The 18095-nt window shown below is 71.0% G+C and carries 20 protein-coding genes and 2 tRNA genes; 8 read left to right on the plus strand and 14 right to left on the minus strand.

All coding sequences use genetic code 11. The features are described 5' to 3' along the window. Window positions 1–10: 10 nt before the first annotated feature. The 7 genes from AB0M30_RS00075 to AB0M30_RS00105 form a co-directional block, all read right to left on the minus strand. The gene (locus tag AB0M30_RS00075; RefSeq protein WP_364577921.1) at window positions 11–325 is read right to left on the minus strand and encodes a CU044_2847 family protein; all 315 of its coding nucleotides are present in this window, start codon (window positions 323–325) and stop codon (window positions 11–13) included. Window positions 326–391: 66 nt separating this feature from the next. Continuing rightward, complete coding sequence (locus AB0M30_RS00080; protein WP_364577924.1) at window positions 392–763, minus strand: hypothetical protein; 372 nt, start codon at window positions 761–763, stop codon at window positions 392–394. A gap of 293 nt (window positions 764–1056) precedes the next feature. After that, a tRNA-Arg gene (locus AB0M30_RS00085) sits at window positions 1057–1130 on the minus strand. Window positions 1131–1171: 41 nt separating this feature from the next. After that, window positions 1172–1261 (minus strand) — tRNA-Ser (locus AB0M30_RS00090). A gap of 65 nt (window positions 1262–1326) precedes the next feature. Next, the gene (locus AB0M30_RS00095; RefSeq protein ID WP_364577926.1) at window positions 1327–3042 is read right to left on the minus strand and encodes a phosphatidylglycerol lysyltransferase domain-containing protein; all 1716 of its coding nucleotides are present in this window, start codon (window positions 3040–3042) and stop codon (window positions 1327–1329) included. 37 nt (window positions 3043–3079) lie between these two features. Continuing rightward, entirely contained in the window at window positions 3080–5059 is a 1980-nt protein-coding gene (locus tag AB0M30_RS00100; protein WP_364577928.1) for an acetoacetate--CoA ligase, read from the minus strand. Window positions 5060–5144: 85 nt separating this feature from the next. Then, complete coding sequence (locus AB0M30_RS00105) at window positions 5145–5774, minus strand: dienelactone hydrolase family protein (RefSeq protein WP_103341690.1); 630 nt, start codon at window positions 5772–5774, stop codon at window positions 5145–5147. Window positions 5775–5920: 146 nt separating this feature from the next. Between AB0M30_RS00105 and hisC the strand changes: the two genes are divergently transcribed. Further along, the gene (hisC, locus tag AB0M30_RS00110) at window positions 5921–6985 is read left to right on the plus strand and encodes a histidinol-phosphate transaminase (protein ID WP_364577931.1); all 1065 of its coding nucleotides are present in this window, start codon (window positions 5921–5923) and stop codon (window positions 6983–6985) included. On the opposite strand, the gene AB0M30_RS00115 is transcribed toward hisC, so the two are convergent. The 4 genes from AB0M30_RS00115 to AB0M30_RS00130 form a co-directional block, all read right to left on the minus strand. Continuing rightward, the gene (locus AB0M30_RS00115; RefSeq protein WP_364577934.1) at window positions 6966–7739 is read right to left on the minus strand and encodes a sulfite exporter TauE/SafE family protein; all 774 of its coding nucleotides are present in this window, start codon (window positions 7737–7739) and stop codon (window positions 6966–6968) included. The two genes, hisC and AB0M30_RS00115, sit on opposite strands and share 20 nt — an antisense overlap. Window positions 7740–7800: 61 nt before the next feature. Further along, the gene (locus AB0M30_RS00120) at window positions 7801–8163 is read right to left on the minus strand and encodes a VOC family protein (protein WP_364577936.1); all 363 of its coding nucleotides are present in this window, start codon (window positions 8161–8163) and stop codon (window positions 7801–7803) included. Continuing rightward, window positions 8160–8783: a GNAT family N-acetyltransferase gene (locus tag AB0M30_RS00125; RefSeq protein ID WP_364578718.1), complete on the minus strand. Its 624-nt coding sequence runs from the start codon at window positions 8781–8783 to the stop codon at window positions 8160–8162. The genes AB0M30_RS00120 and AB0M30_RS00125 overlap by 4 nt, the downstream gene beginning before the upstream one ends. 55 nt (window positions 8784–8838) lie before the next feature. Next, window positions 8839–9309, minus strand: coding sequence for a hypothetical protein (locus AB0M30_RS00130; protein ID WP_364577938.1), 471 nt, complete (start codon window positions 9307–9309; stop codon window positions 8839–8841). A 142-nt stretch (window positions 9310–9451) separates the two neighbouring features. Here AB0M30_RS00130 and AB0M30_RS00135 point away from each other — a divergent pair, with 142 nt between their 5' ends. From AB0M30_RS00135 to AB0M30_RS00145, 3 genes are read left to right on the plus strand one after another with little or no spacing between them, the layout of a single operon-like run. Then, the gene (locus AB0M30_RS00135; protein WP_364577940.1) at window positions 9452–10141 is read left to right on the plus strand and encodes a FadR/GntR family transcriptional regulator; all 690 of its coding nucleotides are present in this window, start codon (window positions 9452–9454) and stop codon (window positions 10139–10141) included. 36 nt (window positions 10142–10177) lie between these two features. Then, window positions 10178–10804: a class I SAM-dependent methyltransferase gene (locus AB0M30_RS00140; protein WP_364577943.1), complete on the plus strand. Its 627-nt coding sequence runs from the start codon at window positions 10178–10180 to the stop codon at window positions 10802–10804. Window positions 10805–10858: 54 nt separating this feature from the next. Continuing rightward, window positions 10859–10990 (plus strand): hypothetical protein, encoded by a 132-nt coding sequence (locus tag AB0M30_RS00145; protein WP_364577945.1) that lies wholly within the window; start codon window positions 10859–10861, stop codon window positions 10988–10990. On the opposite strand, the gene AB0M30_RS00150 is transcribed toward AB0M30_RS00145, so the two are convergent. Beyond that, window positions 10987–11484, minus strand: coding sequence for an FBP domain-containing protein (locus AB0M30_RS00150; protein ID WP_364577948.1), 498 nt, complete (start codon window positions 11482–11484; stop codon window positions 10987–10989). The two genes, AB0M30_RS00145 and AB0M30_RS00150, sit on opposite strands and share 4 nt — an antisense overlap. Window positions 11485–11548: 64 nt before the next feature. On the opposite strand from AB0M30_RS00150, the gene AB0M30_RS00155 reads away from it, so the two are divergent. Continuing rightward, window positions 11549–13042, plus strand: a complete 1494-nt coding sequence (locus AB0M30_RS00155; protein WP_364577951.1) for an adenylate/guanylate cyclase domain-containing protein — start codon at window positions 11549–11551, stop codon at window positions 13040–13042. Here the strand turns inward: AB0M30_RS00155 and AB0M30_RS00160 are convergent. Next, the gene (locus AB0M30_RS00160; RefSeq protein ID WP_364577953.1) at window positions 13030–14019 is read right to left on the minus strand and encodes a beta-ketoacyl-ACP synthase III; all 990 of its coding nucleotides are present in this window, start codon (window positions 14017–14019) and stop codon (window positions 13030–13032) included. The genes AB0M30_RS00155 and AB0M30_RS00160 overlap by 13 nt on opposite strands. A gap of 201 nt (window positions 14020–14220) precedes the next feature. On the opposite strand from AB0M30_RS00160, the gene AB0M30_RS00165 reads away from it, so the two are divergent. From AB0M30_RS00165 to AB0M30_RS00175, 3 genes are all read left to right on the plus strand, one after another. Continuing rightward, a complete protein-coding gene (locus AB0M30_RS00165) occupies window positions 14221–14694 on the plus strand; it encodes an Lrp/AsnC family transcriptional regulator (protein ID WP_103341683.1) in 474 nt (157 codons plus the stop codon). 20 nt (window positions 14695–14714) lie between these two features. Beyond that, window positions 14715–15992 (plus strand): MFS transporter, encoded by a 1278-nt coding sequence (locus tag AB0M30_RS00170; RefSeq protein ID WP_364577956.1) that lies wholly within the window; start codon window positions 14715–14717, stop codon window positions 15990–15992. 154 nt (window positions 15993–16146) lie between these two features. Continuing rightward, on the plus strand, window positions 16147–16551 hold the full coding sequence (locus AB0M30_RS00175; RefSeq protein WP_364577959.1) for an SsgA family sporulation/cell division regulator: 405 nt from the start codon (window positions 16147–16149) through the stop codon (window positions 16549–16551). 96 nt (window positions 16552–16647) lie between these two features. Here AB0M30_RS00175 and AB0M30_RS00180 read toward each other — a convergent pair whose 3' ends face one another. Beyond that, window positions 16648–17751, minus strand: a complete 1104-nt coding sequence (locus AB0M30_RS00180; protein ID WP_364577961.1) for a S1 family peptidase — start codon at window positions 17749–17751, stop codon at window positions 16648–16650. Window positions 17752–18095 lie beyond the last annotated feature (344 nt).

The following is an 18095-nucleotide window of genomic DNA, read 5'->3' on the forward strand; positions in this document are numbered from 1 at the left end:
CCGGACGGCATCAGCTCTGCTCGCCAGGCTTCCACTCCAGGGTGACCTTCAAGTTCGCCTTCGCGGTGCCTTTGACCAGGATTGCCGTCAACTGCCCGCTCTCCACGCCCACCTCGCAGCCGAATTCGACCGCCACCTTCGCGGGCTTGATCTTCCGCATGCCGCTGAGGACGGCATCGGTGACGGAGCCGGTCAGCGCCCCGAGCGAGTCCGTGAAATCGGCGAAGCCCAGGAGCTTCGCCGCAACCTCCTGGTCCTCCTGATCCCCGACCGGAACGACCTCTACGAACAGCGTGCGGCCGTCGATCTCGACCGGGACGTGCACGGGGCGCGTCGGCTGCGAGTACTCCTCAGTCACCAGAACCTCTCAAATGTCGGGCTTGCGGCTGGATCATCTTGCTGACTCCATGACCGCGGTCGCCACGGCGCTCACCCGAATGCCCGGCTTTCGTTTGCTGCTGCAGGTCAGAGCCGGTCGTCTTCTGCGAAGCCTCAAGATGCCAAGCGGGCCCATCTCGTGGCTGAAGGCGGAACCTTGGTACCGCCGAAGAAGGGCCGAGCAGGTGTTCACCATGCTGATACTTGTGAGGTCGTTGAAGAGAGCGTCGAGCTCGTCGGCGTCCTCATCGTCCAAGGGCAACGCGTCAACGTAGTTCCGCAGCGTTGTGGACGAGCCGCGGTGGCGGAACCTGGCCGCGGCTTTCAGGATCTTGCCCTGGGACACCAGATGGGTGCCCACGGTGTGCCGGAGCCGGTGCAGCATGGCATCGGGCAACCCTGCTCGGCCTGCTGCTGCGCGGCGACTCCTCGTCCCCGTGCACGGTGAATGACCGCTGCTTGCTCCGGCCGGTCAGCGGGTGTGTGCCGACGACATGGATCTCCCACACACCCGGCGAACGTTCACACCGCGTACCTGAACCGCGGCGCGTTCGCTGCTATCCGGCATCCCCGTTCGACTTGGTCATCCCTGCACCACTCGAGATCGCTCAATGCAAAACAGGCCCAGCGCCTCCCGAAGGAGGCACTAGGCCTGCGTATTGCTGTCTCAACCAGACGTGCGCCCGAAGGGATTCGAACCCCTGACCTTCTGATCCGTAGTCAGATGCTCTATCCAGCTGAGCTACGGGCGCGTGTTCAGTTGTAACCTAGCACCCGGCGAACCGGGCACCAGCGGAGGCTCCGGGATTTGAACCCGGGAGGGGGGGTTACCCCCAACCGCATTAGCAGTGCGGCGCCATAGACCAGACTAGGCGAAGCCTCCTGGGCCCAACGACCACTGCTCAGATAGGTTACACACCCCCCGAACCCCCTTCGACAGCACCCCCCTCACGCTCGGCGCAGCAGCCTGAGCAGGCGCGGAGAGCGGCCGCCCAGGCCTTCGGCCTCGAACGTCGCGATGCCGACGCGCGGGAGTTCGCGCACCCCCGGATACACCAAGTAGCGGGGCACCCAGCGCGGCTGGAACTTCGCGTTGAAGCGGTACAGCGTCTCGATCTGGATCCAGCGCGAGAAGAAGTGCAGCACCTTCGCCGCCGACTTGGCGACCGGGCCCGCGCCGATGCGCTGGCCCTGCTCCATCAGCGCGCGGAACGCCGCGAAGTTCAGGGAGACCTGGGAGACGCCGTGGCGGCTTGCCGCCAGCAGGAGCTCCGAGATCATCAGCTCGTTGACGCCGTTGTCGGCCGTGCGGTCGCGGCGCATGACGTCCAGGGAGAGCCCGGTCGGTCCCCACGGCACGAACTGGAGCACGCCGCGGACGCGGCCGCCCTGCTCGGCTGTCACCAGGACCGAACGGGGGTCGCCCATGCGGCCCAGCGCCATCGAGAAGCCGCGCTCGGTGTCCGTTCCGCGCCAGGTGGCCGCCAGGACCTCCAGTTCGGCCAGTTCGCCGGGACGCAGGTCCTCGGCCCGGCGCACCAGCACCTTGTAGCCCGCGCGCTTGGTGCGGGCCGCCGCCTGGCGGACGCCGCGCATGGTGCGGCCGTCCAGGGTGAAGCCGGCCGCGTCGACGACGGCTTCGTCGCCGATCTCCAGGACCTCCAGGCCGAACCGGGCCCAGACCGTCGCGCCGAGCTCCGACACACCCATCGCCGCCGGGACCCAGCCGCCGCGGCGGCAGACCTCCAGGTACTCCTCGATCGCGCCCGGCCAGGCCTCGTGGTCGCCCAGCGGGTCGGCCGAGCAGAGCGCGACCCCGGCGATCACGCGGTAGGTGACCGCGGCCTTGCCCGTCTTCGAGAACACCGCGAACTTGTCCCGCCGCAGCGCGAAGTACCCGAGCGAGTCCCGCTCGCCGTGCTCGTCCAGCAGCCGGCGCAGCCGCGCGACCTCCTCGTCGCTCAGCCGCGGCGCCGGCTCGGCCGAGCGCAGCAGGAAGTACGCCGAAACCAGGAGGGCGGCGAGGCCGAACAGCAGGCCGACGGCGGCGGTGAGGTCCTCCAGCCACATCTGGTGGAACACCGCGGGCCCGCTGGCGGCGACCAGCGCGAGCGCCGACTCCGCGAGCCGGTCGCCGAAGCCCATCGGCTCCAGGGCCGTGTGCGGCGCCACGGACAGCAGGATGACGTTGATCACGAACCCGGCCATCGCCAGCTGGACGAAGACCCGCACCGCCCGCCAGCGCCCGACCACCGGGTCCGGCTTCGCCACGAAGTAGCGCCGGTTCGCGATCAGGCCCACCAGCAGCACCACCGACACCAGGCCGGCGCCGAAGACGTGCTTCAGCCCGAGGTGCGACATCGTGAGCAGCACCGTCGCACCGACCGCCAGCTGCCAGGCCCGGCGCTTGCGACGCCGGAGCCCCGCGGCCAGCATCACCAGCAGCACGCCCATGACCAGCGCCACGGTCGCCGCGGCGACCGTGGCCTCCTGCGGCAGCTCCAGCCACTCGGCCAGGTGCCCGCGCAGGCTGCGCCGCCCGGCCGGGATCAGGATCGAGCCCAGGGTCATCAGCCCCGCCAGCCGGGTCACCCAGGTGATCACCCCGACCGTGGTGGCCCCGGCCGCCTTCCAGGTGATCTGCGCGCGTGTCCCCGTCACCACCCGTACAACCCGCCGTGGATGATCATGCTTCCCCCATCTACCCCCCGGCGAGCTCCACGAACGGCGCCAGCGCCGCCGGGTTGGCCAGCGCGTCACGGCTGACGGCCCGGTCGGGAGCCACACCGGCGAGGATCTTCTTCACCGGTACCTCACACTTCTTACCGTTCAAGGTACGAGGAATCTCGGAAACCACGACAAACCGATCGGGTACATGGCGCGGTGACAGCGCGCTACGAAGCTCCTTGTGCAGCCGCGGCTCGACGTCTTCGAGCGCGACGCCGCCGGCGAGCACCACGAAACAGATCAGCTGACCATCCTCGTTCCCCGCCGCCGAGGTGTCCACGACCAGGGAATCCGCGATCTCGTCGTAGCCCTCGACGACCCGGTAGAACTCCGCCGTGCCCATCCGGACGCCGCCGCGGTTGAGCGTCGAATCGCTGCGGCCGTAGATCACCGCCGAGCCTCGGTCGGTGATCCGGATCCAGTCCCCGTGGCGCCACAGCCCGGGGTACATCTCGAAGTACGCCTCACGCAGCCGCGAGCCGTCGGGGTCGTTCCAGAAGAACACCGGCATCGACGGCATCGGCTTCGTGATGACCAGCTCGCCGACCTGCTCGACCACGGCGTTGCCCGCCTCGTCGAAGGCGTTCACGGCGGCACCGAGGGCCGGGCAGGACAGCTCACCCAGCCACACCGGGACGTCGGGCGCCGACGCGACGAACGCCGCGCACAGGTCGGTGCCGCCGGAGACCGAGCAGATCTGGACGTTCTTCCCGACCTCGTCGACGATCCACCGGAAGCCTTCGACGCTCAGCGGCGCGCCCGTGGAGCCCAGCGCGCGCAGGCCGGTCAGGTCGTAGCGCTCGGCGGGCTCGAGGCCGGCCTTGAGGCAGCTCTGGATGAACGGCGCCGACGTGCCGAAGTAGGTGACGCGGTGCTGCTCGGCCAGGTGCCAGAGCGCGTTCAGGTCCGGGAACCCCGGGCTGCCGTCGTAGAGCACGATCGTGGTGCCGACCAGCAGGCCGGAGACGAGGAAGTTCCACATCATCCAGCCGGTGGTGCTGAACCAGAAGAACCGGTCGCCGGGCCCGAGGTCGGTCTGCAGCGCGAGGGCCTTGAGGTGCTCCAGCGTGATGCCGCCGTGCCCGTGCACGATGCCCTTCGGCAGGCCGGTCGTCCCCGACGAGTACAGCACCCACAGCGGGTGCGCGAACTCGACCGGCTCGAACAGCAGCGGCGCGCCGGCGTGCTGCGCGAGCAGCTCGTCCCAGTCGAGCGCGCCGTCCATCCGGCCCTCGCCGACGTACTCGACGAGCACGGTCGCGGCGAGCGACGGCAGCTGCGCCTGGAGGTCGGCGATCGTCGTCCGGATGTCGAACTGGCGGCCGTTGTACGCGTAGGCGTTGACCGCGAAGAGCACCTTCGGCTCGATCTGCACGAACCGGTCCGCGACCGCGCGGACGCCGAAGTCCGGCGAGCAGGACGACCAGATGGCCCCGATGCTCGCCGCGGCGAGGAAGGCGACCAGCGTCTGCGGGCAGTTCGGCGCCAAGGCGACGACCCGGTCGCCCTTGCCGACGCCCAGTTCGAGGAACGCGGCCCGGGCCGCGGCGACCTGCGCGCGAAGCTTGCCGTACGTCAGGTGGCTCGCGAAGCCGTCTTCGCGGTGGAAGATGACCGCCGTCTCGTCGTCGGCCTTCGCGGCGCCCGCGACGCCGGGGGTGAGCGCGTGCTCGGCGTAGTTCAGCGTGCCGCCCTCGAACCAGACGGCGTCCGGCATCCCGCCCGAAAGCACCTCACCCGGCTGGTCGTGCCAGCGGACGCCGAGGAAGTCCGCGATCGCCGCCCAGAAGTCCGGGCCGCGCTCGACCGAGAACTCCCACAGCGAGCGGTAGTCGTCCACCTCCACACCGCGCTCGGCGCGCAGCCACCGGCGGAAGGCTTCGATCTTGGTGTCGGCAACATGGCCCGGCTCGGGGCGCCAGAGCACTTCGGGGGCGTCGGCGGTGTGCGTCACGCCCCGAGCCTAATCCCTCGGATCCGGAAGTCACCGTGGTCGGAACCGCCATGGCAACCCAGCGAACAGTGGCGCCCGCCCACACTTACCGCAGGTGCGCGTCGAACCAGTTCAGCGTGCGCTGCCAGGCTTCCGCCGCCGCGCCCGGGTCGGCGTCGAAGCGGTGGTTCGCGCCCGGGTAGTGGACGACGTTCGTGGCGACCTTCGCCGACGCGGCGGCGTCGCGCAGGCGCTCGACTTCGGCGCCGCCCGCCTCGTCACCGGCGTCGCCGTACATGCCGAGCCACGGGCTGGTGAGCCGCCCGGCGATCTCGACCAGCGCGGGGAGTTCGACGGACTGCTGCCCGCCGACGCTGACCGCGGCACCGAGCTTGCGGTGCGACGCGACGACGAGGGCCGCGCTGCCGCCGAGGTCGAAGCCCATCACGCCGAGCAGGTCGGCCTGGACGCCCCGCTCGACCAGCCAGGCGAGGGTGAGGTCGGTCGCGTCGAGCAGGTCCTGCTGGGTGAGGCGGTCGTTCTCCAGGTGCGGGGTGACGGTCAGCCAGCCCTCGGTGGCGAGGCTGGCGAGCAGCAGCCGGACCCCGTCGGTGACGCCGTCGGCCTCGTGGAGCACCACCAAGCCGCCGCGCAGCGCGCCCTCGGGTTCCGAAAAGGTCAGGCGCAGGGTGCGGCCGCCGGTGCGCTGGTAGTCCACGGTGGAGGTCGACGTCATTGCCTCACCCAACCACCTGGAGGTGAACGGGAGGAAGCCCGGTGACGCAGGTCGCCGAGGCCGGCCCGCCTGAAGGCGGTCGCGGGGTGGCGGCCGGAAAAGATACGGTGAGCGGGTCGTCCCGCCGATCTCCAGGAGCGCCGAAGATGCCGTCCGTGTCCCCGCGTCCCGATCTCGAATCGTTGCCGAAATACGTCCCCGGCCGGACGATCGAAGGCGCGATCAAACTGGCGAGCAACGAGGTGCCCGGCGGTGCGCTGCCGAGCGTCGCGCAGGCGATCGCCGAGGCCGCCGCGGGCATCAACCGCTACCCTGACACCGGCTCGCAGGTGCTGCGCGAGCGGCTGGCGCGCGAGCTGGACGTGCCGGTGGAGCACGTCGCGATCGGCTGCGGCTCGGTGTCGCTGTGCCAGCAGACGATCCAGGCGGTGTGCGCGCCCGGTGACGAGGTCATCTTCGGCTGGCGCTCCTTCGAGGCGTACCCGATCGTCACGCAGGTCGCGAACGCCGTCTCGGTGAAGGTCCCGATCACCGAAGGCCAGGAGCTCGACCTCGACGCGATGCTCGCGGCGATCACCGACCGGACGCGCGTGGTCTTCATCTGCAACCCGAACAACCCGACCGGGACGGCGGTGCGCCGCGCCGAGCTGGAGCGGTTCCTGGCCGCCGTGCCCGAGCACGTGCTGGTCGTGCTGGACGAGGCCTACAAGGAGTTCGTCACCGATCCCGAGGTGCCCGACGGCGTCGAGTACACGCACAGCCGGTCGAACGTCATGGTGCTCCGGACGTTCTCGAAGGCGTACGGCCTTGCGGGCCTCCGCGTCGGTTATGCGGTCGCCCCCGAGCCGATCGCGGACGCGCTTCGCCAGGTGTACGTGGCCTTCTCGGTGAACATGCTGGCCCAGGTGGCCGCGCTGGCCTCGCTCGACGCGGCCGACGAGCTGCTGGCCCGCTGCCAGGAAATCGTCGTCGAGCGGGGGCGGGTGCGGGAAGCGCTGCTGGCAGCGGGTTACCGGGTGCCGGACACGCAGGCGAACTTCGTCTGGCTGCCGCTCGGTGACCAGGCCGTCCCGTTCGCCGAGCACGCGCTGGACCGCAAGCTGGTGGTGCGCCCGTTCGCCGGCGACGGCGTCCGCGTGACCATCGGGACCCGTGAGGAGAACGACCTGTTCCTCGCCGCGGCGCGCGAGTTCATTTCGCGAACTGCTTGACCACCAGCTGGATGACGGCGGCGACGCCGATCACCACGATCACGCCGCGCAGCACCGCCGGCGGCAGCTTCCGGCCGATCTTCGCGCCGAGGAAGCCGCCGGCGGTCGAGCCGACGGCCAGCCACAGCACGACGGCCCAGCTGACCGGCGCGACGAACGCGTAGATGAGCCCGGCGACCAGGTTGACGACGGCGGCGAGCACGTTCTTGACGCCGTTGAGCTTCTGCAGCGGCTCCGACAGCAGCATCCCCATCACGGCCATCAGCATCACGCCCTGCGCGGCGGTGAAGTACCCGCCGTAGATGCCGATGAGGAAGATGAAGAACATCAGCAGCGGCCCGGGTTTGTGCTCGGTCCCGTTTTCCTCGCGCCGCTGCGCGACCCACTTCGAGACCTTCGGCTGGATGATCACGAGGATCACGGCCAGGCCGACGAGCACGGGAACGACGGCTTCGAACGCGTCCTTCGGCAGTGAGAGCAGCAGGATGGTGCCGCCGATGGCCCCGAGGAAGGACGCGACGGCGAACTTGGCGGTCTGCCGCCAATAGCCGGTGAGCTCGTGCCGGTAACCCCAGGCACCGCTGAGTGTGCCGGGCGCCAGGCCGATGGCGTTCGAGGTGGTGGCGGTCACGGGCGGATACCCGAGCGCGACGAGCACGGGGAAGGTGACGAGCGTCCCCGACCCCACGACGGCGTTGATGGTCCCCGCCCAGATCCCGGCGACCACGATGATCAGGGCGTGCCACCACGTCATGAAGCAATCACGTGCGGAGCCTAAGCACCGTGGGCCACTCCCGCGACGCAGATGTGTCAGGTCAGACAGTCACCTCCGGCGTGAAGACGCAGAACTCGTTGCCCTCCGGGTCCGCCAGCTGGTCCCAGCCGGTGTCGCCGCCGCGTTCGCGGACCAGCGTCGCGCCCATCGCCACCAGCTCGGCCGGGTCGCCGAAGACGTCCAGGTGCATCCGGTTCTTGACCGTCTTGGGTTCCGGCACCGGGTTGAGCCAGATCAGCGGCCCGCGGCCGGCCGGGTCGACGATCGGGACCGGCCAGTCGTCCGGGCGGGTGTCGCCGGTCAACGCGTCGCGGCGGACGTAGCCGAGCGCGCGGCACCACCAGTCCGCCAGTGCCTGGTGGTCGTTCGCGTCCAGGGCGAGGTCCTTGAACCGTGCTGTCATGCCGCTCCTTCCGGGACGTGCGCGGGGACGACGTCGGACACCACGCGCCAGCCGAGTGCGCGGTACAGCCCGCGGCCGGCCTCGGAGGCCAGCAGCGCGCTCGACCGGGCTCCCGCCGCCTCGGCCAGCCGGTGCATCACCACCCGGCCGAGGCCGCGGCGCCGGTGCGCCGGCTCCGTCTCGATCTTGTCGAACACCGCGACACCGCCGGCCACCGCGATCCGGCCCCGGGCCGCCGGTTCCCCGCCGGCGGACACGACCACGTCCCACGCCGGGCCGTCGCCGAGCACCGTCACCGCATAGCCCGGCGGCACGGCGACCGGCGGCATCGGCCCCTCGAACGCCATCAGGTACTCCGTCTCGCCCGCCGTCCACGCCGGGGTCAGGGCCGGCAGAACCGCGGACCGCGAGCCGCACGTCTTCAGCCACGTGCCCGGCGCGGCCACCGTGCGGGCCCGAGCGGAAACGGTCGCCGGAGCGCGCAGCAAGTAGCGCACCCGGTGCCCCGGCAGGCCGACCTCGACGCGGTACCCGTCGAGCTCGGCGACCGGTGCCGGTGTCGCCCGCGACACCGCCCAGCCGCGGACCCAGGCCCCCAGGATGTCCATGCCGGTGATCATGGCAGCCACCCCCGACAGTTTCCGGGCCGAGCGGATCAGCCCGGTCCGGACCGGGCTAGCTCATGACCCGGACCTGCCCGAGGAGCGCCCCGGCATCGTCGAAAGCGCCGGAGCAGCCGGCGTTCTTCCCGCTGCGAGCGGCACCATTGCTGGTGAACCACGCTTCGCACCCCTGCAGGATTTCCGCCCGCCGGCCGGCTTCGCCGAGCTTCTGGACCGCGTCCGCGTAGCGGGAGGCGTCCGGGTCGGCCTTGCTCTTGGCCTGCGCCTCGGCGACGCCCGAGCGCAGGACGGCCGCGGAGGAATAACAGCGGGACAGATCCGGCACGCAGGAAGCCAGCACGCTGCCGATCGCATCCAGCTTGGCGACCTCCGCTTCCCCGAGGACGGTCGCCAAGGATCTCGCGGTCGTGGCCGTGGTCCGCGGCGCGGTCGTGGGCGTCGGCTGGGACGGCGGCACCGCACCGCCGCAGGCGGTGAGCAGGAGACCGAGTGCCCCGATCCCGGCCAGGCGCAGCTTGGTCATGTCGCTCCCCCGGTCGTCGAGCCACGACGGTACGTCCGGGCCGCGGGGACCGGTCCCGCCGGACATGGCCCGTGAACCGCGCGGTCCTGCCGTGATCGTGACAGCCACCCCCGGGAGTTCCGCGAGCTGAGAAGATGAGCGCGTGGACAGTGAGCAGGTCTGGAGCGCGACCGTCGACCGCCTGCGGTCGCTGATCGACTCCGGCGAGCTGGCGCCGGGGAGCAGGCTGCCGGCCGAACGCACGCTGTGCGAGGAACTCGGGATCAGCCGTGGGTCGCTGCGGCAGGCCCTGCGCGTGCTCGCCTCCATCGGGTACGTGCAAATCCGCGCGGGCTCCGGGACCTACGTCCGCGAGCAGCAGGAACAGCCGCTGCGGACCTGGTTCACCGAGCACGACCAGCTCGTCGAGAAGCTGTTCGACCTGCGCGCGACGGTCGAGCCGACGCTGGCCGGCCGGCTGGCGGGGCAGGCGACGGCGAAAGTGCTGAGCCGGCTCGAGGACAACGTCGCGGAGATGGCGCAGGCCGCCGAGGCCGGGGACATGCTGCACGTCATCGCCGCCGATGCCGAGTTCCACCGGGTGATCGCGCAGAACGCCGGGAACGACGACGTCGCCGGGCTGCTGCGGTCCGTGCTCGCCCTGGTCGGCGAGGAGCGGCGGGCGGCGCTGCGGCTGCCCGGGCAGATCCGCAAGGCCGTCGCCGACCACCGCGCCATCCTCGACGCCATCCGCCGGGCCGATCCCGACGCCGCGCGCGAGCTGACCCTCAAGCACCTGGTGGACGCCAAGACCTACGCGCACGACTACGCCGCCCACCCCGAAACGCGCTAGACTTTTCACAACGTTGTGAAACTTCTGGGGGTTGTGATGGATAAGGTCCACTTCACCGAAGAAAAGGCCACCAACCTGGCGACGCTGTACGGCCGCGCGCTCGACTACCGCAGCTCCCGCCCGATCCTCGGCGACAAGGCGGCCGACGACGCCGTCCGCCGGATCGACTACGACTTCACCAAGATCGGCATCTCCCCCGACCGCGCGGTGTCGGTCGTCCTGCGGGCGAAGCCGATCGACGACTGGGCCGCCGAATACCTGCGCGCCCACCCGGACGCGATCGTGCTGCACCTGGGCTGCGGCATGGACACGCGGTTCCAGCGCCTCGCGCCGCCGGAGACCGTCCACTGGTACGACGTCGACTACCCCGAGGTCATCGAGCTGCGCGAAAAGCTGTATCCCCAGGCGCCGAACCACACGCACATCGGCTCGTCGGTGACCGACTTCGAGTGGCTCGACCAGGTGCCGGCGGACCGGCCCGCGCTGATCGTCGCCGAGGGCCTCACGATGTACCTGAAGCCCGAGACCGGCACGGAACTGTTCCGCCGGCTGGCCGGGAAGTTCCCGTCGGGCGAGCTGATCTGCGACCTCTTCAGCCGGTCGGCCATCAAGACCCAGAAGCTCAACGCGCCGGTGCGCAAGGCGGGCGCGACGCTGTACTAGGGCGTCAACGACCCGCGCGAGCTGGAGCACTGCGGCCTCACGTGTGAGTCCTCTTTGGACGCCGGACACTGGGCGACGCCGGAGGTGCTGGCCAAGCTGGGCCCGATCACCCGGTTCCAACTGCGGATGCTGAAGGTCTTCCCGCCGCTGGCCCGGACCGCGCACATCGTGCGGTACCGCTTCTAACGCGACTCCAGCACCCGCGCCACGAACTTGTGCAGCTTCTCCTCCAGCCGCGCGATGCGCTCCTCGAGCGTGAGCGTCTCGAACGGCTGCGGGACGTCGGACTTCAGGTCGCCGCGGACGTACCGGCAGCACGCCAGGTTGCCGCAGGCGTAGATGCCCAGCGTGTTGCCCTCGCGGCCGGGCTTCCCGGCGCGCTTGGCCGAGAACAGCGTGATGTCGGCGAGCCCGTGGATCGTGGTGCAGAAGCCGCAGATGTTGCTGCGCAGGCGTGACTTCGGGGGCGGCGCCGCGCGCAGGGCGAGCCCGACGACCTCACCGCCGTGAGGCAGCACGAGGTAGGCGCGCGCGGGTGCCTTCGGGTCGCGCCATCCGAGGAACTCCCGCTGCTCCCACGGAATTTCTTCGGGCCGGGCGGGCAGCGTCACGCCTTTGGCCTCGCCGCGGGTGCAGTTGACGAACGAGGCCCGGATCTCCTCCTGGCCGAGTGACTCCATGATCCGCACCGTAGCCATCGGGGAAGAGCGGTGGCCACGCATTTTCGGCCGTACGATCAACGCCGTGCGCAAGATCGCCGTGAAGAACTTCCGGGTGGTGTTGCGCACCAGCCTGGGCTTCGCCGGCCTGGGGCTCGGCTCGAGCGTCGCCGGCTCCGGCGTGGTCGCGCTGCTGCTGGTGGTGCAGGGCCTGCCGAACGACGTCGGCGACCGTGGCTGGGTGCTCGGCCTGACCGCGGCCGGCATCGTCGCCGCGGCGCTGCTCGCCGGGACGCTGTGGACGGCGTGGCTGCAGCGCCGCACCGTGATCTGGTTCGTGCTCGGCCGCCCGCCGTCGGAAAGCGAGGCTCGGCGCGCGCTGCGGCTGCCGGTCGACATGGCGGTGGTCAGCGGCACGCTCTGGCTCATCGGCACCGTCGTCCTCACCACGCTCGCCGGGACGCTCGGTTCGAGCGACGACGCCGTCGGCATGGCCACGGTGATCGGCCTGGGCGGCCTGACCACCGTCGGGCTCACCTACCTCGCCGCCGAGTGGGTGGCGCGGCCGGTGATGACGATCGCCCTGGAGGTCCTGCCGCCGCGCGGCTCGCTGCCGGTCACCGTGCTGACCCGGCTGGTCGTCACCTGGGCGCTGGCCAGCGGGGTCCCGCTGGTGGGTGTGCTGCTCATCGCCACCCCGCCGGAGCTGGGCTCGGGCGACCACACCGCGAGCCTGATCATGCTGTCGGTGATCGGCCTCGGCGTCGGCGCGATCGGCACGGCGCTGCTGGCCAGGGCGGTCGCGGCGCCGCTGCACCAGCTGCGCGTGGCGCTCGACGAGATCGCGCGCGGCAACAACGACGTCGCCGTGGACGTCGACGACTCCAGCGAGATCGGCCTGCTCCAGACCTCGGTGAACCAGCTCGCCGCCGGCCTGCGTGAACAGGCGCGGATGCGGGACCTGTTCGGCCGGCACGTCGGCGCCGACGTCGCCCGGCACGCCCTGGAGTACGGTGCGTCCCTCTCCGGCGACGTCCGCGAGGTCACGGCGTTGTTCGTCGACGTCGTCGACTCGACCGCGCTGGCCTACCGCACCCCGCCGGAGGAGCTGGTCGGGAAGCTGAACCGGCTGTTCGCCGCGGTCGTCTCCGCGGTCAACGCGCGCGGCGGCCTGGTCAACAAGTTCCAGGGTGACGCCGCGCTGTGCGTCTTCGGCGCGCCGACGCGGCTCGCGGACGCCCCGACGGCCGCGCTGGCCGCGGCGCGGGCGATCCGGGACGCGGTGCGCGAGGCCGGCGAGCTCGACCTCGGCATCGGCGTCTCCAGCGGCCCGGTGTTCGCCGGGCAGCTCGGCACCAGCAGCCGGCTCGAGTACACCGTGATCGGCGACGCGGTCAACGAGGCCGCGCGGCTCACCGAACTCGCCAAGGCGGTCCCGTCACGGGTGCTCGCCAGTGACGCCGTCGTCTCCGGGGCGCTGCCGGGCGAAGCCGCCCACTGGGAGAAGCACGGTGAGCTGGAGCTGCGCGGCCGCGCGGAGGCGACGCCGACCTGGACGACCGGCCCTCAGGACGGCTGACCCAGGTCCGGCCAGCGCAGCACGGTCGAACCCCAGGTCAGGCCGGCGCCGAACGCGCTGAGCAGGACGCGGTGACCGGGCACGAGCGTGCCGTCGGCGCGGGCGTCGGCCAGGGCGAGCGGGATGGACGCGGCGCTGGTGTTGCCGACCCGGTCGATGTTGGCGACCACGGCGTCGGCGGGCATGCCGAGCTGCTTCGCCGTCGCCTGGAGGATCCGGATGTTCGCCTGGTGGCCGACGAAGCGGTCGACGTCGCCGACCATCCAGCCCGCGCGGTCCAGGACCGTGCGCGACGACTCGGCCATCCGCGCGCAGGCGTGGCGGAACACGGCCGTGCCCTGCATGGCGAGGAACCGGTCGGCCGGGGTATCGGAAAGCCGCTTCCGGGCGCCGCCGGCCTCGACCCACAGCAGGTCGGCGTGTTCGCCCTCGCTGTGCAGGTCGAACGGGCCGAACGCGCCCGGCTCGCCGGCCTCGCCGGCGCGCAGCAGGACCGCGCCCGCGCCGTCGCCGAAGATCGGCACGGTGGTCCGGTCGTTGGGGTCGATGAGCGTGGTGAAGGTGTCGGCGCCGATCACGAGCACGCGTTCGGCCAGCCCGCCCGCGATGAAGCCGGCGGCCGTGGCGAGAGCGTAGACGAAGCCGCTGCAGACGGCGTTGACGTCGAACGCCGCGGCCGTGCCGAGCCCGAGCCGGGCGGCGACCTGCGGTGCGCTGGCCGGGCAGGGCTGGTCGGGCGTGGAGGTGGCGAGGACGACGGCGTCGGCGGACGTGCCCCCGAGCGCTTCGCGGCCCGCCCCGACCGCGAGATCCACAGTGGACTCACCGGGCCCGGCGACGCGGCGTTCGCGGATCCCGGTACGGGTCCGGATCCACTCGTCCGAGGTGTCGAGCCGGGCGGCGATTTCGTGGTTGTCCAGGACTTTCGTCGGCAACCAGGAACCGAGACCGGTCAACACGGCGGCAGGTGCGGGCACGGGAGAGCCTCCCCACGCCGGCGGGTTGGCAGAGCGACCGGCTGGTCTACCACTTCTATGGGCTACCCCCTGGTAGACCCGTCAGTTGTGTTCCAGCTCACGTTAAAAGTTGTTTCATCTTCCCCGCGGAGGGAGTAGTGAGCGACGTCACGGAGGGGTGAACGGCGGCGAATTGTCGGGGGTGCCGGTTAGCCTGCTGGGGTGCGGACACCCGACCTCGACCAGCTGGACATCGCCATCCTCGCCTGCCTCCAGGCGGACGCCCGCACGATCGCCGAAACGATCGGCGCGAAGGTCGGGCTCTCGGCCGCGGCGGTGCAGCGGCGGATCAAGCGGCTGCGCGAGGCGGGCGTCATCGAGCGCGAGGTGGCGGTGCTGTCGCCGGAGGCGCTCGGGCTGGGCATGACGTTCGTGGTGACGGTCGAGATGGAGCGGGAGAACCTCGCGGTCTTCGACGGGTTCCGCCGCCAGGTCCTGGCCGAGGACGCGATCCAGCAGTGCTACTACGTCACCGGCACGGCGGACTTCGTGCTGATCGTGACGTGCCCGGACATGGCGGGCTTCGAGGCGTTCACCCGGCGGATGTTCTTCGACAACCCGAACGTCCGGCACTTCACGACGAGCGTGACGATGGATCGCGTGAAGGTGGGCCTCAGCCTCCCGCTCGACCCGTAAGCTGTCCCGCTGGGGGAGGCATGCTTCGGATCTTTCTGGCCGCGACGCTGATCGACGCGCTCGGCAGCGGGCTGTGGGTCCCGTTCGCCCTGTTGTTCCTCGTGCACGGGCAGGGCATGGGCCTGGTCGACGCGGGCGCGTCGCTGACCACCGGTGCCCTGCTGGCCCTGGTGACCGGGCCGGCCACCGGGGCGGCGATGGACCGCTTCGGCCCGCGGGCGCTGCTCATCGCGGGCAACCTGGTGCGGCTCGCCGCGTTCGCGGCCTACCCGCTGGCGCACACGAGCTGGCAGGTGGTCGTGGTGTCGGCGGTGGCGGGCTTCGGCGACCGGTTGTTCTGGACGTGCAACGCGCCGATGGTGACCCGGCTCACCACCGGCGGTGAAACCGACCGCGTGCTGGCCACGCAGACCGTCGGCCGGTTCGCGGGGGCGGGCATCGGCGCGGCGGCGATGGCGGTGCTGCCGACGATCACGAGCCCGTGGGCGTTCCACCTGCTCGCGTACGTGAACGCGGCGAGCTTCGGAGTGGCGGCAGTGCTGATCCGCCTGCTCCCGCGGGTCGTGAGTGGTAACGCGGGTGCTAACCCGCCTTACCACTCACGACCAGCCGCGGCAGGCCGCTCTGCCGGCGCGGGAGCCGGCGGCGGTGAGCTCGCGGCGGAAGTACGGCCTGGGAGCTGGCGGGCGGTGCTGGGCGATCGGGCCTTCACCGGGTTCTGCGTCACCCACATGGCCTTCACCCTCGCCAGCGCGAGCAAGTTCTCCGTGCTGCCGATCGTCGTGCGCGATCTGCTGCATGGTCCACAGTGGATCGCCGGGACCGCCATCACCGTGGGGACCGTGGTCGTCGTCGCCGGGCAGCGGCCGATCGTCGGGCTGCTCGCCGGGCGGAGCCGGACCGCCGGGCTCATCGGGGCCGCCGTTCTCTTCGCCCTCTGCTTCGCGCTGCTGATCCCGCTGCAAGCCGTCTCGCTGCCGGTGGCGACCGCGCTGATCCTGCTCACCAGCCTCGGCTTCTCGATCGCCGAGGCACTCTTCGGCCCGACCGCCACCGCGGCGGCCGCCGCGGCCGCTCCGCCGGGGGCCGAAGGGCGGGCCAGCTCGATCTTCCAGCTCTCCTGGGGCCTGCCCATCGCGCTGGCGCCGGGCCTGCTGGCCACCCTGCTCAGCGCGAGCAACGCGCTGACCTGGTCGATCCTCGCCCTGACCTGCGCCTCCGCGGTCCCCGCGCTGGTCGTGCTGCGGAAGAAGCTGCCCACCGCCCTGCGCGAACCGTCACCAGCCGTGTCCGCCTGAGCGCAAGGGGTATGTGCCCGGTGTTACACCACAATGGACGGATGCAACCGATCAAGTGAACGTGAGAGTTTCTCCGTCATGACCGTTGGCCCTGGTCATCTCCTTGCCGAACAGTTCGCGCCGCGCGAACCACCGCGAGACTCCAGGAGGGGCCGTGCACACCGACGCCGTACACCAGAGCCAGTTCGTGCTGCTGAACGAGAGCACCACGCCCGTCCTGTCGCGCCTGTCCTACCACGCCCACGAACCCTTCGCGGTGACCGTGGCCTTCCGGACCGAACGCGACCGGTGGATCGAGTGGACCTTCGCGCGTGACCTGCTCGTGGCCGGGCTCGACGAGCCGGCCGGCCTCGGCGACGTCCGGATCCGCCCGGATCTCTCCGATGACGAAGACTTCCTCACCCTGGAAATCGAGTCACCGGACGGCTATGCGTCGTTCGAGCTCGAAGTCGAGGACGTCCGGACCTTCCTGGACGCGTCCACCGAACTGGTGCCGCTCGGCGAAGAGAGCGCGCACTTCGACGTCGACGGGCTGATCGAGGAGATCAGCAACGTCTGACCCCTGAACCTCCCATTCCCGCGGCGAGGAAAAAGGGCGGGTTTCGGACGCGCTGGAGGCGCCCGGAACCCGCCCTTTCGCTGTCTTGAGAACGACTCAGCTGGTCTTCAGCGTCGTGCCGGTGCCCGACAGCGCCGGGGCGATCGGGAAGAAGTACGTCACGGACGTGTTGCCGCCGGACAGCAGGCCCTGCGCGTAGTTGCCGGCGATGAAGCCGCCGCCCGAGTCACCGGCCGCCGAGCGGACGTTGGTCGCGGTCATACCGTTGACCGTGCCCTCGGAGTAGCGGACGCTCTGGTTCTTGGCGCCGATGGTGCCGCAGGTCCAGCCGGTGGTCGAGCCGGCCTTGCAGACCGACGAGCCGGTCGCGGCGTTCGACGAACCCCGCACCGCGGTCCCGTTGTTCATCTGCGCGACGGGGGTCCAGTTGCTGTTGGTGCGGACCGCCGCGTAGTCGCTGCCCGGGAAGCGGTAGGTGATCCAGCTGCCGAGCGCCGCGCCGTTGGACCCGGTCAGCGACCCGCCGCCGGTGAGCGCGCCGCAGTGGCCGGCGGTGAGGAAACCGGTGGTCGTCGAGAACCCGACGGAGCAGCGCGACGACCCGCCGATGTAGTAGGCGTCCCCACCGCGGATGTTGGCGTAGGTGGTCGGCACCGACGCCGTTTCGCGGATCGCCACCGCGGCGGAGTCCACACCGGACTTGACGAGGAACGCGGTCGCGGCGGCGCGCTGGCCCTGCAGCACGTCCAGGGTGACGCGGTTGGTGGCGTCGTCGACGCCCCAGCCGGTGATCGCGGCGGGCGCGGCCTTGTCGGCGGCGTTCAGCCTGTCCACAGTGGAGTTGAGCTGGCGGGCGCTGAACCGCACCACTTCGGCTTCCGCACCGGCTTCGCGGATCTTGCCGGCCAGCGCGGCGTTCGTCGTGGTGACGTGCGCCTTGCCCGTGGCGGCGTTGTAGGTGGCGCCGCCGAACGCGTCGCCGAGCGCCGCGGTGAGCGACTCGGTGACCTTGTTCGCCACGTCCTCGCTCTTCAGCCGCGCGAGCGCCTGGTCGTGGGTCAGGCCGAGGTCCCGCTGCATGGCGGGCACCATGTCCGGGTTCAGCAGGTCCTGGCCCGACGCGGGGACGGCGGTCGCGGCCAGCGCGCCCGTCGCCATCACCGCGGTGGCAGCCGCACCGAGAAGTCTCGCGATCTTCATGCTTCTCCCTAGATGGTTACGCGCGGCTCTGCATCGGCCACGCAGTGGTACTCCCCCGAGTGAGCGTCCCCGCAGTGGGCGTTACGGTGCAATCCGGGCGCCCGGCGAATGGGTATACGCATTCACCGAGGACGAATCCCCTGCTCCGGCCGGACTCAAGCGCCGGGCGTCACCCGGTCGGACAGGTCCGTAAGTAGGGTTTCCGTGAACTACTTTCCGTAGCCGCCAGCTGCACTCGAACGCGTGAAGTGACGTTCGAACGTGCGATCGGCCCGCGTTTCGCACGCACGGTGACCCGATCCCCCCGGATCCCGCAGCAAACCGGTGACGATCGGTAGGCGGAC

It is taken from the genome of Amycolatopsis sp. NPDC051716, assembly GCF_040681595.1.
GTDB lineage: Bacteria > Actinomycetota > Actinomycetes > Mycobacteriales > Pseudonocardiaceae > Amycolatopsis.

Bases quoted from the DNA above. Each gene is read 5' to 3' on its own strand.
- AB0M30_RS00130 (WP_364577938.1), bottom strand. From the start codon at position 9,309: ATGACCAAGCTGCGCCTGGCCGGGATCGGGGCACTCGGTCTCCTGCTC.
- hisC (WP_364577931.1), top strand. From the start codon at position 5,921: ATGCCGTCCGTGTCCCCGCGTCCCGATCTCGAATCGTTGCCGAAATAC.
- AB0M30_RS00180 (WP_364577961.1), bottom strand. From the start codon at position 17,751: ATGAAGATCGCGAGACTTCTCGGTGCGGCTGCCACCGCGGTGATGGCG.
- AB0M30_RS00140 (WP_364577943.1), top strand. From the start codon at position 10,178: ATGGATAAGGTCCACTTCACCGAAGAAAAGGCCACCAACCTGGCGACG.
- AB0M30_RS00150 (WP_364577948.1), bottom strand. From the start codon at position 11,484: ATGGAGTCACTCGGCCAGGAGGAGATCCGGGCCTCGTTCGTCAACTGC.
- AB0M30_RS00125 (WP_364578718.1), bottom strand. From the start codon at position 8,783: ATGATCACCGGCATGGACATCCTGGGGGCCTGGGTCCGCGGCTGGGCG.
- AB0M30_RS00170 (WP_364577956.1), top strand. From the start codon at position 14,715: ATGCTTCGGATCTTTCTGGCCGCGACGCTGATCGACGCGCTCGGCAGC.
- AB0M30_RS00115 (WP_364577934.1), bottom strand. From the start codon at position 7,739: ATGACGTGGTGGCACGCCCTGATCATCGTGGTCGCCGGGATCTGGGCG.
- AB0M30_RS00080 (WP_364577924.1), bottom strand. From the start codon at position 763: ATGCTGCACCGGCTCCGGCACACCGTGGGCACCCATCTGGTGTCCCAG.
- AB0M30_RS00120 (WP_364577936.1), bottom strand. From the start codon at position 8,163: ATGACAGCACGGTTCAAGGACCTCGCCCTGGACGCGAACGACCACCAG.
- AB0M30_RS00105 (WP_103341690.1), bottom strand. From the start codon at position 5,774: ATGACGTCGACCTCCACCGTGGACTACCAGCGCACCGGCGGCCGCACC.